The sequence below is a fragment of the Rathayibacter sp. AC182 genome (assembly GCF_979253875.1).
This window is the reverse complement of record NZ_CEEDEK010000001.1, coordinates 17,619-32,953: the sequence shown is the minus strand read 5'-3', so window position 1 is coordinate 32,953 and position 15,335 is coordinate 17,619. Positions and strand designations below refer to the sequence as shown.

Below are 15,335 nucleotides of genomic sequence, written 5' to 3'. Positions count from 1 at the left end.
ACCACTACGCCACGGGGCGCAGCGAGTACATGATCGGGCGCTAGCTCGAGGCGAGCGGTGCTCGCGAGCGCATGCTCGTCGCCACGAAGGTCGGCCGCCACCTCGGACGCCACCGGGCCTGGCGCCCGGAGACGTGCGAGCAGCCGTCGAGGGCAGCCTCGAGCGCCTGGGCACCCGCATCGATCTGCTCTCGTTCGACAGCGAGGACCCGGAGGTGCCGATCGAGGAGAGCCTCGCGGCCGTCGCCCCGTTCCTCGCGAACGGCTCCGTCGGCGCCCTCGGCGCCGCGCACCTCAGCGGCGAAGCTCTTCGCCCGCGCCCACGAGGTCGCGACCCTCCAGGGCCTCCCGGTCTTCTCTGTCGTGGTGGCCGAGTACAACCTCATGGAGCGCAAGCACTACGAGTCCGAGGTCGCCCCGGAGGTGGAGCGCCAGGGCCTGGGCACGCTCGCGCGCCTGCCGCTCGCGAGCGGCTTCCTCACGGGTGTCCTGCGCCACCGCTCGGACGAGCCGCAGTCGGTCATGTTCGAGGCGGCCCTCGACTACGCCGGGCGCCACGGCACGAAGGTGCTGGCCGTCCTCGACGAGGTCGCCGAGGCGCACGGCACGAACCCCGGCACCGTCGCCTCGCCTGGGTGCTCTCGCACCAGGAGGTCTTCGGCCGCGATCGTCCGCGCAACGGGGCGCCGCCGAGCCCGAGTCCGTGTTCGGAGCGGCCGCCCCGCCGCTGACCCGCAGCGAGATCGCTCCAGCTCGACCGCGCCTCGCGTGAGGCGGGGGTCCCCGAGGACCCCTGCCCCCGGTCAGCGGCGCAGGATGCGCGCCTCCCACGGACCGAGCGTGGTTCCCGCGGCACCCGGGACGTTCCCGAGCACCGTCTCGGCGTTCGTCCACTCCTCGAGCAGCGGCACCTCGAGCGGCTCTCCCGAGACGCTGCCGACGACGAGCAGCTCGCTCGCGCCGGTGCGGGTGAACGCGAAGAGTGCCGGATGCTCGGGCTCGAGCAGCGAGAACCGGCCCAGCTGGACCGTCTCGTCGGCGTGCCGGAGCGCGATCAGCGCCCGGTAGTACTCGAAGACCGAGCGCTCCGCGGCGCGGTCGGCGGCCACGTTCAGCTCGGCGGAGTTGGGGTTCACCGGGATCCACGGCTCGCCCGTCGTGAAGCCGGCGTTCCGGGTGCCGTCCCACTGCACCGGGGTTCGGGCGTTGTCGCGGCTCTGCGCGCGCAGTCCCGCCAGCACCTGCTCCGGGTCCTCGCCGCGGTCGCCGACCGCCTCGGCGTAGTAGTTCAGCGATTCGACGTCGCGGAAGTCCTCGATGCCCGAGAAGGGCACGTTCGTCATGCCGATCTCCTCGCCCTGGTAGATGTAGGCGTGCCGCGCTGGCAGGTGCAGGAGGGTGGCCCAGAGCGTCGCCGACTCGTAGCGGAACAGTCCGTCGTCGCCGAAGCGCGACACCAGCCGCGGCTGGTCGTGGTTGTTCAGGTAGAGGCTGTTCCAGCCGCGCTCGGCGAGGCCGTCCTGCCAGCGGGCGAGATTCGCCTTGAGCGCGACCAGGTCCAGCGGCACAGGGTGGAACTTGTCGACGCCGTGGTCGATGCCGACGTGCTCGAACTGGAACACCATGTCGAGCTCGCGGCGCTCGGGATCGGTGACGAGGGCGGCCTCCTCGAGCGTCACTCCCGGCATCTCGCCGACCGTCAGGTACGCGCCCTCGCGGCCGGCGAACACGGCCTCGTTCATCTCGCGCAGGTACTCGTGCAGCCGCGGGCCGACTCCGCCGACGATGCCGGTCCCGCCGCCCGTCCCGTCGATCTCGTCGAGGTTCTTCGACACCAGGTTGATGACGTCCATCCGGAAGCCGTCGACGCCCCGGTCGAGCCAGCGGTTCATCATCGCGTGCACCGCGCGGCGCACCTCGGGGTTCTCCCAGTTGAGGTCGGGCTGCTGCACCGCGAACAGGTGGAGGAAGTACTCGTCCGTCGCGGCGTCCCGCGTCCACGCAGGGCCGGGAGAAGTACGAGCGCCAGCCGTTGGGCTCGGCGACCTCCAGGCCGGCCTCCGCGGCCGCGTCGAGCTCGGGCGACCCGCCCGCCGCGGCGCGTCCCTTCCGCCACCAGTACCAGTCGCGCTTCGGTTCTCGCGCGAGGAGCGCGACTCGGCGAACCACGCGTGCTCGTCGCTCGTGTGGTTGACCACGAGGTCCATCACGATGCGGAGGCCGCGCTCGTGCGCCTCGGCGAGCAGGAGGTCGAACTCCGCGAGGTCGCCGAAGAGGGGGTCGATGTCCTCGTAGTCCGAGATGTCGTAGCCGTTGTCGTGCTGCGGCGACGGGTAGACCGGCGACAGCCACACCACGTCGACGCCGAGATCGGCCAGGTGGTCGAGTCGGGAGCGGATGCCGCCGAGGTCGCCGATGCCGTCGCCGTTCGAGTCCGCGAACGAGCGGGGGTAGATCTGGTAGACGACGGCGCTGGTCCACCAGGGTGCGGACGGGGGCGGGGTGAGGGGCTCCATGAGGCCCGAATCTAGCCCCCGGCGCGTGGTCGCGAAGGGGGCGCCGCACCGTCATCGGTGGACAGCGGAGGAGCTTCGCAGCGGGGGGAGGAGTCGCCCGTGTAACGATCTGGCGAACCGTCCCGCACCGCCTCGCGGCGCCCGCTCGGCGCTCGACTACCTCGGTCGTGGCGGGACCCGAGCCGCCGCAGGGAGAGTGGTGGCGTGCCGAGGCTGAAGGCCCGCGCGACGGTGAGGACTTCGCGTCACGGAGCACTCGCCACCGCGTCCGAGGGGTCCGTCAGCGACACTGGTCCGGTCGTCGCCCACACCGTGCGCCGCTCGCTGGGCGACTCCGCTCAGGCGCTGTTCCCCCTCCTGCTCGACGCCGCCGTCCTCGGTCGCCGGGGCGCGGAGGGCGGCCCCGAGCTGTTCGAGCGCTACGCGGCGTGGGGCGGGAACGGCGTCGTGGTCACCGACACCGCGGCCTCGGCCGCGGGCGAGGAGACGGTGGGGCGCTGGCTGGCGGGCCACCGCGATCGCGACCGCTTCCAGCTCCTCGGCCGCCTGGGACCCGGGGCCGGCGCCGAGCCCTCGCCCCGCGCCCTCGTCGCCTGGGTGGAGGAGTCGCTGCGGCGCCCGCGCACCGATCGCCTCGACGTCCTCTCCGTGCGCCCCGACGGCGCCGGGCGCCTCGACGAGCTCCTCAGTGCGGTGGAGGTGCTGCTGGCCCGCGGCCAGGTCCGCACGGTCATCGCCTCCGGATTCGCGCCCGAGGAGCTCTTCGAGGCGCGCGTGCTCGCCGGGCACGGCCTGCCCCGCTTCGCCGGGGTGGAGGTCCGCGCACAGCCTGCTCGAGCGCTCGGAGGCCGAGGGGGACCTCGGGCTGGTGGCGTCCGGTCAGGGCCTCTCGGTCGTCTCGACGGCTCCTCTCGCGCACGGGTTCCTGCACGGCTCGGCGCGCACCCGCCGCGAGGCTGCGCGCGCTGCCCGAGGGCGCTCTGGCATCGGTGCACCTGGGTCGGCGCGGGCGGCGGGTCCTCACGGCGCTCGATGCGATCGGCGCCGAGCTGTCGGCGAGCACCGCGGCCGTGGCGCTGGCCTGGCTGCTCGCCCGCCCGGGCGTGACGGCCGCGTCCGTCGCGCCGTCCTCGCCGGCCGAGATCGACACGCTCGTGCGCGCAGTCTCGATTGAGCTCGATGCTCCTCACCTGGCGGCGCTCGAGCGCGCTCAGCGCTGACCCGCCGTCAGACGCCGACGTCGGCGCCCGGTCATCTAGTGTGGGTCGGATGAACCACGGCGTCGCACTTCCCCTCGACCAGCCCGAGACGACGGTCCGGGCGGCAGGTGGATCGCTGGTCCGCCGCTCCGTCCTGCCCAGCGGCCTGCGCATCCTGAGCGAGGCCGTCCCGGCGCCCGCAGCGCGACCATCGGCTTCTGGGTCGCCGCCGGGTCGCGCGACGAGCAGCCCGCCCGCGCCGCAGAGGGCGACCGCCCCGCCGCGCCGTCGAACTTCGGCTCGACCCACTTCCTCGAGCACCTGCTCTTCAAGGGCACGCGCTCGCGCTCGGCGCTCGACATCGCCGTGGCCTTCGACTCGGTGGGCGGGGAGCACAACGCGCTCACCGCCAAGGAGTACACCCGCTACTACGCCAAAGTGCAGGACCGCGACCTCCCGATGGCCGTCGAGGTCCTGGGCGACATGGCGACGTCGAGCCTCCTCGACCCCGACGAGTTCGAGACGGAGCGGGGGTCATCCTCGAGGAGCTCGCCATGGCCGACGACGATCCGGCCGATGTGGCCGGAGAGCGCCTGTTCGAGGCGGTGTTCGGCGAGCACCCGCTCGGCCGTCCGATCGGCGGCAGCCCGCAGACCATCCGCGAGGCCACGCGCGAGGCGGTGTGGGCCCACTACCGCGCCGCCTACAGCCCGCGCGACCTCGTCGTGACGGTCGCCGGAGCCGTCGAGCACGAGTCGCTCGTGGCGCAGCTCGAGCGCGTGCTCCACTCCGACGGCTGGGACCTCTCGGTGCCGTCGGCGCCCGTCGCCCGGCGCGTGGGCCGCGAGGCGGCGTACGCGCGCGGCAGCGCGCCTCGCTCGGTGCACCGGCCGACCGAGCAGGCCAACGTCCTCATCGGCTTCCCGGGCCTCGCCGCCGCCGACGAGCGCCGCATGACGATGGGGGTGCTCAACTCGATCCTCGGCGGCGGGATGTCCTCCTCGCCTCTTCCAGGAGATCCGCGAGAAGCGGGGCCTCGCGTACTCGGTCTACTCGTTCGCACCGTCGTACTCCGACGCCGGCCTCTTCGGTCTGTACGCCGCCAGCACGCCGGCCAAGGCGGGAACCGTCGCCGAGCTGCTCGTCTCGGAGTTCCACCGCCTCGCCGAGGACGGTGTCTCCCGCGACGAGATCGCGAGGGCGCACGGGCAGCTGTCCGGTGCTGCGGCTCTGGCGCTCGAGGACTCCGACACGCGGATGTCGCGGCTGGGCCGCGCCGAGCTGACGTTCGGCGAGTTCGTCGACCTCGACGAGAGCCTGCGCCGTCTCGCGCGCGTCGGCGCGGAGGATGTCCAGGCTCTCGCGGCAGACTTGGCCGGGGGGCCTGCGTCGATCTCGGCGGTCGGCGCGGTCGACGCGTCGACCTTCGTTGGAGTCGTCGACACCGAGAGCGCTCCCGCCGTCTGATCCGTTCTCGCGAACGACAGTTCTCGCGAACGACCGCCCACCGCGCACCGTCGCGCCGCACCCGGGGAGCCCCACGTGTCCCATTACATCTACCTCGTCCGTCACGGCGAGCAGCAGGACGCCGAGCACGGGATGCCCTGACGGCCCGCTCTCGGCCCGGGGCGAGAGGCAGGCCCGTCTCATCGCCGAGCGGCTCGGCGGCGTCCCGTTCACCGGCGCCTGGCACTTCCCCGCTGCGTCGGGCGGAGGAGACCGCCGCCCGGTTCCGCGCGGTGCTGCCCGGCTCTCGATCGAGCCGTCGTCGCTGCTGTTCGACTGCATCCCGTCCGGGCCGACCCCCGACATGCCGCGCGCCTTCGACTCGTTCTTCGGCAGCGTCACTCCGGCCGAGATCGAGGCGGGCCACGCGCAGATGCAGGACGCCGTCTCCGAGTTCCTCGCCCTCGCGCGAGGACAGGCACGATCTCCTCATCACCCACAACTTCGTGATCGGCTGGTTCGTCCGCCACGTCTTCGACGCCCCGGACTGGCGCTGGCTCGGCGTCAACCAGGCCAACTGCGGCCTGGACAATCATCCGCGTCCGCTCGCGCAAGCCCCCCGTGCTCGTCGTGCACAACGACCTCGCGCACCTCCCAGTGGAGCTGCGCACGGGACTGCCCGAGGCGCAGCCGTACTGAGCGCCGTGCTGCGGCCGGGATGCTCCGAGGACGAGGGGGCGCGTCGACTCTGGTGCGATTCGGCCGCGGCGCGCGACGGCGCGCCCGTCGGCCCCGGCGTCCGCGCCCGGGCTCTCGCGAAGCTCGGCTCCGAGCGCATCGCGTTCCTCGTGGCGGACGAGGACGGCGCACCGGTCGGCTTCGTGCTCGTCGGAGCCCCGGGGACGGGGTTCGCCACCGACCCGCCGGGCGCCGCGTACCTCTCGATGCTCGCCGTCCACCCCGACCGCTGGGGCCGCGGCCTCGGACGCGCGCTCCTGGTCGCAGCGGAGCAGTCCGCCGCGCGGGTGGCCGACGAGGCGGTCCTGCACGTGCTCGAGGGCAACACGGCCGCACGCGGCCTCTACTCGACGAGCGGATGGACGCCGTCCGCGTGCCGTTCGCGCACCCGCTCTCGGGAGCGCGGGTGCTGACGCTGGTGCGGCGCCTGCACCGGTGAGCACCGCCGTTGTTACGCTGACCGGGTGACTACTTCCGTCGCCGTCGTCGGCGCGTCCGGCCGACTCGGCTCCCTGACCTGCTCGCTCATCGAGGCCTCCGACGACTTCGAGCTGGTCGCCCGGCTCGGCTCCCGGAGCGACCCGGACGAGATGCTCGCTGCCGACGTGGTCGTCGACATGACGGTGCCCGCCGTCAGCCAGGGCATCGTGGACCTCGCCGTCGCGAACGGCCGGAAGGTGCTCGTCGGGACTTCCGGATGGACGGGCGACCGCATCGCGGCGCTGCGGCGCAGCGTCGAGGAGCAGCCGGACGCGGGAGTGGTGATCATCCCCAACTTCTCGCTCGGCTCCGTCGTCGCCACCGCCCTCGCCACGGTCGCCGCCCGCTTCTTCGACGCCGTCGAGATCGTCGAGACCCACGGTGCGCGCAAGGTCGACTCGCCCTCCGGCACGGCCGTCCGCACCGCCGAGCTCATCCTGCAGGCCCGGGCCGAGCTCGGACCGGTGCAGGCGCCGCACACCGACCAGCGCGCCCGCGGGCAGCAGGTCCGCGAGCATCCCCGTGCACAGCCTGCGGCTGCCCGGGGTCGAGGCGCGCCAGGAGGTCGTCTTCGGCGGCACCGGAGAGACGGTCACGCTCCGGCACGACACGTCGTCGCCGGCGTCGTACGAGGCGGGCATCCTGAAGGCCCTGCAGGCGGTGCGCTCGACGACGGGCGTCGTCGTCGGACTCGACGCCCTGCTCGACCTCCGCGCGGCCTTCGATGCGGCGCCCTCGCCGAGCGCGCCCCGGCCGAGCAGGTCCCGGCCGACGACGCACCCTCCGGTCAGGCCGCCGCCGCGACGAGCACCCCGTGAGGACCCGCATCGGCGTCGTCCTGATGGCGGTCCTGCTCGCCCTCTACCTCTTCGTCTGCCTGCAGTACTCCGTCGTCGCGTTCGCGGCGGGAACGGTCCCCGGCATCGTGATGGGTCTCGGACTGCTCATCCTCGGCGGTGTCGGCGTGTGGGGCCTCGTGCGTGAGCTGCTGTTCGGGCTGCGCGCCGAGCGGCTCGCCCGTCGGCTGGAGGCCGAGGACGCGCTGCCGCAGGAGGTCCTCGACTCCCGCGCGAGCGGGCGCCCGCTCCGGGAGGAGGCGGACACCCTCTTCCCGCGCTACGCCGCCGAGGTCGACGCCGATCCGAAGAGCTGGCGCGCCTGGTACCGCCTCGGTCTCGCCTACGACGCGAGCGGCGACCGCAAGCGCGCCCGCGGAGCGATCCGGACCTCCATCGGCCTCGAGAAGGACGCTCCGGCCTGAGCCGGAGCGTCGGCGCTCACGCCAGCACCCACTCCAGCGCCTCGGCGACCGTGCGGTGCCGGAAGACGAAGCCGTCGTCGAGGAGGCGCTGCGGGACGAGTCGCTGACCTCGAGAGCAGCAGCTCGTGGCCGGCGTCGCGCAGTGCGAGCTCGATGACCTTCTCGGGCACCGGCAGCTTGAACGGGCGGTGCAGCTGCTCGGCCAGGGTGCTCATGATCTCGTTCGCGGTCGCCGGAGTCGGCCCGGCGAGGTTGACGGGACCAGAGAGCGTCGAGGTCAGGAGGTGGCGGATCGCCGCCGCCTCGTCGTACAGGCTGATCCACGGCCAGACCTGCTCGCCGCCGCCGAGCGGACCGCTGAGGCCGAGCTTCGTCAGGGGGAGCAGCGGCTTGAGTGCTCCGCCGCGACCCAGGACGAGACCGGTGCGGATCGTGGCGACGCGGGTCGACTCCGGTGCGAGGTGCGCCGCCTGCTCCCAGCGCTCGACGACGTCCGCCAGGAACCCGTCGCCGCGCGAGGACTCCTCCGTCAGCTCCTCACCGGGGCGGTCGCCGTAGAAGCCCACGGCCGAGGCGTTGAGCAGGATCGACGGGGGAGTCGCGGCCATCCGCATCGCGTCGGTGATGGTCTGCGTCGCCTGCACGCGCGAGTCGAGGATCTCGCGCTTGTAGGACGAGGTCCACGGCAGGCGGCTGATCGAGGCGCCCGAGAGGTTGATCACGGCGTCGACGCGGTCCAGCACGCTGAAGTCGAGCATGTGCGACGTCGGAGCCCAGTGGTACTCGTCCGCGCTCTCGGGCGCGTGGCGCACCAGGCGGAAGATCTCGTGGCCGTCGGCGCGCAGCTGCCGGGCCAGCTCGGAGCCGATCATGCCGCTCGCGCCCGAGATCAGCACCTTGAGAGGAGCGGCGGGAGCCGACGCAGCGGGGGCGGGAGCGGGGTCGACGGGCGGCAGGACCGCGGGCCGGGGAGCGCTCCCGCGGGTGGAACGGCGGGTCGAGCCGCCGGTCGCGGCTGCGCCGTCCGATTCGCCGGTGTGCCGTGCGGATGAGTCGCTCATGAGTGCCTCCCGAGGCCTGCTGCGGGCGGCCCGCGAGGCGCATCCCAGCCTAGAGCCTCACGCCCGGGAGCCCGCCGAGCGCCCGAGCAGTCCCGCGCGCGCCAGCAGCAGGTAGAGCTCGGCTGCCCAGGCAGAGGCCGGACACCGCGTTGAGGACGGCGGCGAGGAACGCGAGCGAGCCCGCCGCCGCCACGGCGTACGGCACACCCGCGAGATGGAGGAGCACCCCGGCGCCCGTCACGACGAGTCCGACCAGCTGCGCGAAGCGGAGCGGGCGAGCGTCCTCCCACTCCCGGGGCGGCGCGAGTCGCGGGCGGACCAGCCGGCGGGAACACGACCGCCCACGGACCGGAGCCGACGCCTCGCGCCGCCGACCACGCGAACAGCGCGGCGAGCACGGCGAGCAGGAGGAAGCCCGGCTGCACGAGCCGTTCCGAGAGGTCCGCTCGCGCCGGAGCGGCGAGTGCCAGGCCGACCGTGAGGAGCAGGAGGAGCGCGGTCACGGAGGCGGCGAAGCGCGGACCCCGCGGATCGACGCGGCCGGCGGGGGCGGAAGCGGTCACGGGGTCCTCTCCAGGAGTCGGTCGAGCTCGTCGATCACCACGGAGCGGGAGGGGGCCCCGCTGAGGCGGCTGCGCGCCACTCCGTCGGCATCGAGGACGAGCAGGGTCGGGGTCTGCAGGACGCGGAAGCGGTCGGCGAGGTCGGCGCGGCGGGTGAGGTCGACGTCGAGGTAGACGACGCCGTCCCGCTCCCGGACGAGGGCGTCGAGCATCCGGTGCACGCCCGGGCAGCGGGAGCAGTACTCGGTCGAGAACTGGACGACCGTCGCCGTGGCGCCCAGAACGGCCCCCGAGAGGAGCGAGGCGGGATCGATCCGCTCGGCGGAGGCGACGGGCCGGGCGCGGACACGACCGCTCGCGCGCCGGTGGGCCAGGCCGAGCGCCGCCGCGAGGGCGACGAGTCCGGCCAGCAGGGCGGCGATCAGGAGGGGGTCCACGGGGGAAGGCTAGGCGCGATCCTCGCGCTCGTGCACGTTGTTGCGTCGCGAGTCGACCGGCCCCCCGAGTGCTCTATCGTCGTTCCGGTGACCGAGCAGACGAGCGCCGACTCCCCATGGACTCCGACGGAGAGGGGCACGCGATCGAGTTCCGCTCCGATGTCGTCGTCGAGCTGGTGCGTTCGAGCGCCCACGACTCCGACGTCCTCTTCGCCGCCCGCGTCTCGACGCAGGGCGAGCAGACCCTCGCCGGCGCGCTCGACGCCGAGGAGGCCGACGCCGAGATCCAGCGCAAGCGCGACCGCGGCCTCATCAACTACCTGATGCGCGACCGCCACGGCTCGCCGTTCGAGCACAACTCGATGACCTTCTACGTGCAGGCGCCGATCTTCGTGTTCCGCGAGTTCATGCGGCACCGCATCGCCTCCTACAACGAGGAGTCGGGCCGCTACCGCGAGCTCCGGCCCGTCTTCTACGTGCCCGGCCCCCAGCGCAACCTCGTGCAGGTCGGCAAGCCCGGCGCCTACTCCTTCGAGCCCGGCACGCCGGAGCAGACCGAGCTCGTCGTCGCCGAGACCCGCCGTGCGAGCACGCAGGCCTTCGAGGCCTACCAGCGGATGCTCGGCGAGGGAGTGGCCCGCGAGGTCGCGCGCATCGTCCTCCCGCTCAACATCTACTCGTCGATGTACGTGACGCTGAACGCGCGCTCCCTGATGAACTTCCTCTCGCTGCGCACCAAGCGCGAGGACTCGACGTTCCCCTCCTTCCCGCAGCGCGAGATCGAGATGGCGGCCGAGCAGATGGAGCAGCGCTTCGAGGAGCTCATGCCCCTCACCTACGCCGCCTTCAACGCCAACGGCCGCGTCGCCCCCTAGCCGTCGGGCGGCCTCTGGTACGTCGGATCGCCGCGCGCGAGTCGACCCGGACAGGGACGACTCCGCGCGCGAGGCCCGCTCCGCGTCGACTCGAAACGGAGCAGCCGCTCCAGTGGACGCGGGGCGGGCCCTGCTCGTCGAGGACGCCCCGGTCCGCGTCCTCTCGACGAATCGGTCCCCGCCCGACGAAGCCCCCGGCCACTCCCGCCCGACCCGCTACCCTGGCCTCGTGTCAACTCCGGAGAATCCTTTCGGCCAGGTCCTGGTCGCCCTGGTCACCCCGTTCACCGCCGACGGCGAGGTCGACTGGCCCGGCGTCGAGAAGCACATCGACGACTGCATCCGCGCGGGCGCCGACGGCATCGTCGTGACCGGCACCACGGGCGAGACCAGCACGCCTCACCGACCCCGAGAAGATCCGCCTCGTCGAGGTCGGCAAGTCGGTCGCCGCGGGCCGCGCGAAGATCATCACCGGCGGCGGCTCGAACGAGACCGCGCACGCGATGCAGCTCGCCCGCCAGAGCGAGAAGGCCGGCGCCGACGGCAACATGATCGTGACGCCGTACTACAACAAGCCCACGCAGGCCGGCATCCTCACGCACTTCCGGATGATCGCCGACGCGACGGACCTGCCCGTCATCCTCTACGACATCCCGGGGCGCACCGGCGTCCCCATCCGCTACGAGACGATCCTTCGTGCGGCCAAGCACCCGAACATCCTGGCCGTGAAGGACGCCAAGGGCGACCTGTCCGAGGTGAGCCGCGTGCTCAATCAGACCGACCTGATGTACTTCTGCGGCGACGACGCGAACGTGCTGCCCGAGCTCGCGATCGGAGCGACGGGCCTCATCGGCGTCACCGCCAACATCGCGTCCTCGCCCTACCGCACCATCGTCGACGCGGTGAACGCGGGCGACCTGCGTGCCGCGACCCTCGCCCACCAGCAGCTCGAGCCGCTCGTGCGCGCCGTGATGACGCACGTCCCCGGCACCGTCGCGGCGAAGTACATCCTCCACGGTCTCGGCCGCATCTCCTCCCCGCGCGTGCGCCTGCCCCTGGTCGGCCCGGAGGAGTCGGAGGCGGCGCTCATCGAGGACGAGCTCGGCCTCGTGCGCGACATCCCCGGCGTCGACTTCCGCAACTTCCGCCCCGACCGCAACGCGGCCGCCGGCGGCGCCCTCCCCAAGGTCGCCGGCACCACACGCTGACGCCGCTCGAGCGGCACCTCCACCGAGAACCGAACGAAGAGGAGGGCGCATGCCCAGTCCCGTGATCACCCCGCCGGAGCTCGCGGCCGGCACGCTGCGCATCATCCCGCTGGGCGGTCTCGGCGAGATCGGCCGCAACATGACGATCTTCGAGATCGACGGGAAGATCCTGGTCGTGGACCGCGGCGTGCTCTTCCCCGAGGAGAACCAGCCGGGCGTCGATCTGATCCTCCCCGACTTCTCCCCGATCAAGGACCGCCTCGACGACATCGTGGGCGTCGTCCTGACCCACGGCCACGAGGACCACATCGGCGCCGTCCCGTACCTCCTGAAGCTCAAGCGCGACATCCCGCTCATCGGCTCGACGCTCACCCTCGCGCTGGTCGAGGCGAAGCTCAAGGAGCACCGGATCAAGCCGTACACGCTGGCGGTGAAGGAGGGCGACATCGAGAACCTCGGGGCCCTTCGAGCTCGAGTTCGTCGCCGTGAACCACTCCATCCCGGATGCGCTCGCCGTCGCGATCATCACGGACGCGGGCTCAGTCCTGCACACCGGCGACTTCAAGATGGACCAGCTGCCCCTGGACGGCCGGATCACGGACCTCCGCGCCTTCGCCCGACTGGGCGAGGAGGGCATCGACCTCTTCATGGTCGATTCGACGAACGCCGACGTCCCCGGATTCACGCCGAACGAGCGCGACATCGGCCCGGTCATCGAGAGCGTGATGGCGAAGGCGTCGCGCCGCGTCATCGTCGCGAGCTTCTGAGCCACGTCCACCGCGTGCAGCAGGTCCTCGACGCCGCGCACGCGAACGGGCGACGCGTCGCGCTGCTGGGCCGCTCGATGGTCCGCAACATGGGCATCGCCGCCGACCTCGGCTACCTCAGGGTGCCGCAGGGCGTGCTGATCGACTTCAAGAAGGCGGGGGACATCCCCGAGGACCGGATCGTCTACACGTCGACCGGCTCCCAGGGCGAGCCGATGGCGGTCCTCAGCCGCATGGCGAACCTCGACCACCAGATCGAGCCGGGGGAGGGCGACACCGTCATCCTCGCGTCGAGCCTCATCCCCGGCAACGAGAACGCCGTCTACCGCGTGATCAACGGCCTGACCAGGCTCGGCGCGACCGTGGTGCACAAGGGCAACGCCAAGGTGCACGTCTCGGGTCACGCGGCGGCCGGCGAGCTGATCTACTGCTACAACATCCTCAAGCCGCTCAACGTCATGCCGGTGCACGGCGAGTACCGCCACCTCGTCGCGAACGCGAAGCTCGCGCGCGACACGGGCATCGCGGAGGAGAACACGATCATCGCCGAGGACGGCACGGTCCTCGACCTCCTCGACGGCACGGTCACCCGGGTCGGGCAGCTCGATCTCGGCTTCGTCTACGTCGACGGCTCGACGGTCGGCGAGATCACGGACGCCGATCTCAAGGACCGCCGCATCCTCAGCGAGGAGGGCTTCATCTCGATCATCGTCGTCGTGGAGGCGGGGACGGGCCGCATCGTCGTCGGCCCCGAGATCCACGCCAAGGGCTTCGCCGAGGACGACCGCGTCTTCGACGAGGTGAAGCCGCGCATCGCGAAGGCGCTGGAGGAGGCGGTGCAGAGCGGAGTCAGCGATCAGCACGCCCTGTCCCAGACCATCCGCCGCGTCGTCGGCCGCTGGGTGAACTCCAGCTACCCCGCCGCCGGCCGATGATCGTGCCGCTCGTCATCGAGGCCTGACCCGGCGGGCGCGGGGAGCGCTGCTCCCGAGTCCGCCGCATCCGACGAGAGGGCGCACCGCCTCGCCGGGGGAACCACCGACCGAGCAGCCAGGAGGCCGCACGTGGAGTACAGGATCCGCACCGCCCGGAGCGAGGACGCGCCGTTCCTCGCCGACATGCTGGTCGAGGCCGCCAACTGGAACTGGACGACCGCCAGGACCCGGATCGACGTCCTCGAGGAGGAGTCCACCCGCCGGTACGTCGCGGGCTGGCCCCGCCCGGGAGACCTGGGCTCGATCGCCGAGACAGGTGAGGGAGAGCGGATCGGCGCGTGCTGGTCGCGCCTGTTCACGACCGGCCGTGCCGGGACGCGGCTTCGTCGCGCCGGGCGTCCCCGAGCTCACGCTCGGAGTCCGGCCGGTCTGGCGGGCGCAGGGAGTGGGGCGCGCGCTGCTCAAGGCGGCGCTCGAGCAGGCGCGGGTCGGCCGGCTACGCCCGGGTGTCGCTGAGCGTCGCGACCGACAACTTCGCCCGCCGCCTGTACCGCAGCGAAGGCTTCACGGCCGTCGCCGACCGGGGCGACGCCGAGACCATGGTCGCCACCCTGCGCTGAGCGCCCGCCTCGGCGCGGGTCCCCGGCGATGACGGGGGCTGCAGGTACGGTGGCAGCATGGCCACGAGTACCAAGACGACCTCCCGCGGGCGGGGAGCTCGCCCGCGCGCTCCGGCGCGCCGCGTTCCGGCCGGGGCTCGGGGCGGGGAGCGGCCGAGACGAAGGCCACCGTCGCCTTCGACTCCGGTCCGCGCACCAACGTCCTCGTCCGCCTGTGGATGACGCTCGCGCACGTCGTGGGCGGCGCCGCGCGCGCTCTCGGCCCCGAGCGCCTCGCGAAGGAGGAGCGCCGCGACGGCGTGCCGTTCCTCCTGGTCCTGCTGGGCGTCGTCGGAGCGGTGGTCGAGTGGTTCCTCGCGGGCGATCCCGTCGCCCAGGTGCTCGACGCGTGGAGCTTCGGCGCCCTCTTCGGACGGGTGGCCTACGTCCTCCCGGTGGTCCTCGTGCTCTTCGCGCTGTGGCTCTTCCGGCACCCGAGCTCCGTCGACGACAACGGCCGGATCGGCGTGGGCCTGTCGTTCCTGCTGATCGCCTCCGCCGGCATCTGCCACGCCCACCTCGGCACGCCCTACCCGGGCGACGGCATCCTCCGCATGGCCGCCGCCGGCGGCGTGCTCGGCTGGCTGGTCGGCGCCCTGCTGGTCGCGATCGCGACCGTGCCCGGCGCGACGGTGGTGCTCTCCGCCGTCATCCTGCTCTCGCTCTTCATCATCACCAAGACGCCGCCGAACAGGCCTCGGCTCGCGGTTCCGCGACCTCTACTCCTACCTGTTCGGCGCTCCGGTCGTCGACGACGAGGAGCGGGCCCGTCTGAAGGCCGAGAAGGCCGCCGCCAAGGCGGCCGCCAAGGCCGAGGCCGAGTCGTCCGACGACCAGGAGGACGGCGGTGAGCTGCCCTGGTGGCGCCGGACCGAGTCCGGCCGCGAGGACGAGCCGATGGTGCAGGCCGAGCTCCCGATCGACTCCCTCGCCGAGGTCGACGACGAGCCGAAGGGCCGCCGCGGCCGCTCCCGCACGAAGGGCTTTGACACCGCGCTCGAGGAGCACGACGAGCCCTCCGACCCGCCGACGCGCTCCTACGAGACCCAGGTGCTCTCCGACGTCGAGGACGCCGAGGCGGCCCTCGCGCGCTTCGAGCGCTCCGGTGCCGCCACCACTCCCGTCGGGGTCGTCGACGACGACGCGACCGGAGTCATCCGACTGGACGACCTCGACGTCGCGCCCGCCGTC

The 15,335-nt window shown here is 72.8% G+C and carries 12 protein-coding genes and 4 pseudogenes; 12 read left to right on the top strand and 4 right to left on the bottom strand.

Going from position 1 to position 15,335, the window contains the following annotated elements; translation table 11 throughout:
- The first annotated feature begins 133 nt into the window (after positions 1-133).
- Entirely contained in the window at positions 134-730 is a 597-nt protein-coding gene (locus tag AC0CII_RS00170) for a hypothetical protein (RefSeq protein WP_465228333.1), read from the top strand.
- Positions 731-802: 72 nt separating this feature from the next.
- Here AC0CII_RS00170 and AC0CII_RS00165 read toward each other — a convergent pair whose 3' ends face one another.
- Positions 803-2,515 (bottom strand): glycoside hydrolase family 13 protein, encoded by a 1,713-nt coding sequence (locus tag AC0CII_RS00165; RefSeq protein WP_465228332.1) that lies wholly within the window; start codon positions 2,513-2,515, stop codon positions 803-805.
- Positions 2,516-2,719: 204 nt separating this feature from the next.
- Between AC0CII_RS00165 and AC0CII_RS00160 the strand changes: the two genes are divergently transcribed.
- The 6 genes and pseudogenes from AC0CII_RS00160 (at position 2,720) to AC0CII_RS00135 (ending at position 7,639) form a co-directional block, all read left to right on the top strand.
- Entirely contained in the window at positions 2,720-3,622 is a 903-nt protein-coding gene (locus tag AC0CII_RS00160; protein WP_465228331.1) for an aldo/keto reductase, read from the top strand.
- Positions 3,586-3,735 (top strand): hypothetical protein, encoded by a 150-nt coding sequence (locus tag AC0CII_RS00155; protein WP_465228330.1) that lies wholly within the window; start codon positions 3,586-3,588, stop codon positions 3,733-3,735. The genes AC0CII_RS00160 and AC0CII_RS00155 overlap by 37 nt, the downstream gene beginning before the upstream one ends.
- A 49-nt stretch (positions 3,736-3,784) precedes the next feature.
- A pseudogene (locus tag AC0CII_RS00150) lies at positions 3,785-5,181 on the top strand (M16 family metallopeptidase).
- Positions 5,182-5,453: 272 nt separating this feature from the next.
- Positions 5,454-6,311, top strand: coding sequence for a GNAT family N-acetyltransferase (locus tag AC0CII_RS00145; protein WP_465228329.1), 858 nt, complete (start codon positions 5,454-5,456; stop codon positions 6,309-6,311).
- Between the two features lie 51 nt (positions 6,312-6,362).
- A pseudogene (gene dapB, locus AC0CII_RS00140) lies at positions 6,363-7,196 on the top strand (4-hydroxy-tetrahydrodipicolinate reductase).
- Positions 7,193-7,639, top strand: coding sequence for a hypothetical protein (locus AC0CII_RS00135; RefSeq protein WP_207407778.1), 447 nt, complete (start codon positions 7,193-7,195; stop codon positions 7,637-7,639). Before dapB ends, AC0CII_RS00135 begins: the two are co-directional and overlap by 4 nt.
- Here AC0CII_RS00135 and AC0CII_RS00130 read toward each other — a convergent pair.
- From AC0CII_RS00130 to AC0CII_RS00120, 3 genes are all read right to left on the bottom strand, one after another.
- Positions 7,558-8,700 (bottom strand): TIGR01777 family oxidoreductase, encoded by a 1,143-nt coding sequence (locus tag AC0CII_RS00130; protein ID WP_465228328.1) that lies wholly within the window; start codon positions 8,698-8,700, stop codon positions 7,558-7,560. The two genes, AC0CII_RS00135 and AC0CII_RS00130, sit on opposite strands and share 82 nt — an antisense overlap.
- Positions 8,701-8,749: 49 nt before the next feature.
- A complete protein-coding gene (locus tag AC0CII_RS00125; RefSeq protein ID WP_465228402.1) occupies positions 8,750-9,022 on the bottom strand; it encodes a DUF4395 family protein in 273 nt (90 codons plus the stop codon).
- 237 nt (positions 9,023-9,259) lie between these two features.
- On the bottom strand, positions 9,260-9,700 hold the full coding sequence (locus AC0CII_RS00120) for a TlpA family protein disulfide reductase (protein WP_465226078.1): 441 nt from the start codon (positions 9,698-9,700) through the stop codon (positions 9,260-9,262).
- A gap of 116 nt (positions 9,701-9,816) precedes the next feature.
- Between AC0CII_RS00120 and thyX the strand changes: the two genes are divergently transcribed.
- The 5 genes and pseudogenes from thyX (at position 9,817) to AC0CII_RS00095 (ending at position 14,995) form a co-directional block, all read left to right on the top strand.
- Positions 9,817-10,575, top strand: coding sequence for an FAD-dependent thymidylate synthase (thyX, locus tag AC0CII_RS00115; protein WP_207405880.1), 759 nt, complete (start codon positions 9,817-9,819; stop codon positions 10,573-10,575).
- A 229-nt stretch (positions 10,576-10,804) separates the two neighbouring features.
- A pseudogene (gene dapA, locus AC0CII_RS00110) lies at positions 10,805-11,783 on the top strand (4-hydroxy-tetrahydrodipicolinate synthase).
- A 49-nt stretch (positions 11,784-11,832) separates the two neighbouring features.
- Positions 11,833-13,511, top strand: a pseudogene (locus AC0CII_RS00105) (ribonuclease J).
- Between the two features lie 103 nt (positions 13,512-13,614).
- Positions 13,615-14,001 carry a hypothetical protein gene (locus AC0CII_RS00100; protein WP_465228327.1) on the top strand — a complete coding sequence of 129 codons (387 nt, stop codon included), beginning with the start codon at positions 13,615-13,617 and terminating at the stop codon, positions 13,999-14,001.
- Between the two features lie 322 nt (positions 14,002-14,323).
- Positions 14,324-14,995 (top strand): DNA translocase FtsK 4TM domain-containing protein, encoded by a 672-nt coding sequence (locus tag AC0CII_RS00095; RefSeq protein WP_465228326.1) that lies wholly within the window; start codon positions 14,324-14,326, stop codon positions 14,993-14,995.
- Positions 14,996-15,335 lie beyond the last annotated feature (340 nt).

Coding starts and splice junctions, on each gene's coding strand:
- AC0CII_RS00165 (WP_465228332.1), bottom strand. CDS start 2,515: ATGGAGCCCCTCACCCCGCCCCCGTCCGCACCCTGGTGGACCAGCGCC.
- AC0CII_RS00130 (WP_465228328.1), bottom strand. CDS start 8,700: ATGAGCGACTCATCCGCACGGCACACCGGCGAATCGGACGGCGCAGCC.
- thyX (WP_207405880.1), top strand. CDS start 9,817: ATGGACTCCGACGGAGAGGGGCACGCGATCGAGTTCCGCTCCGATGTC.
- AC0CII_RS00095 (WP_465228326.1), top strand. CDS start 14,324: ATGACGCTCGCGCACGTCGTGGGCGGCGCCGCGCGCGCTCTCGGCCCC.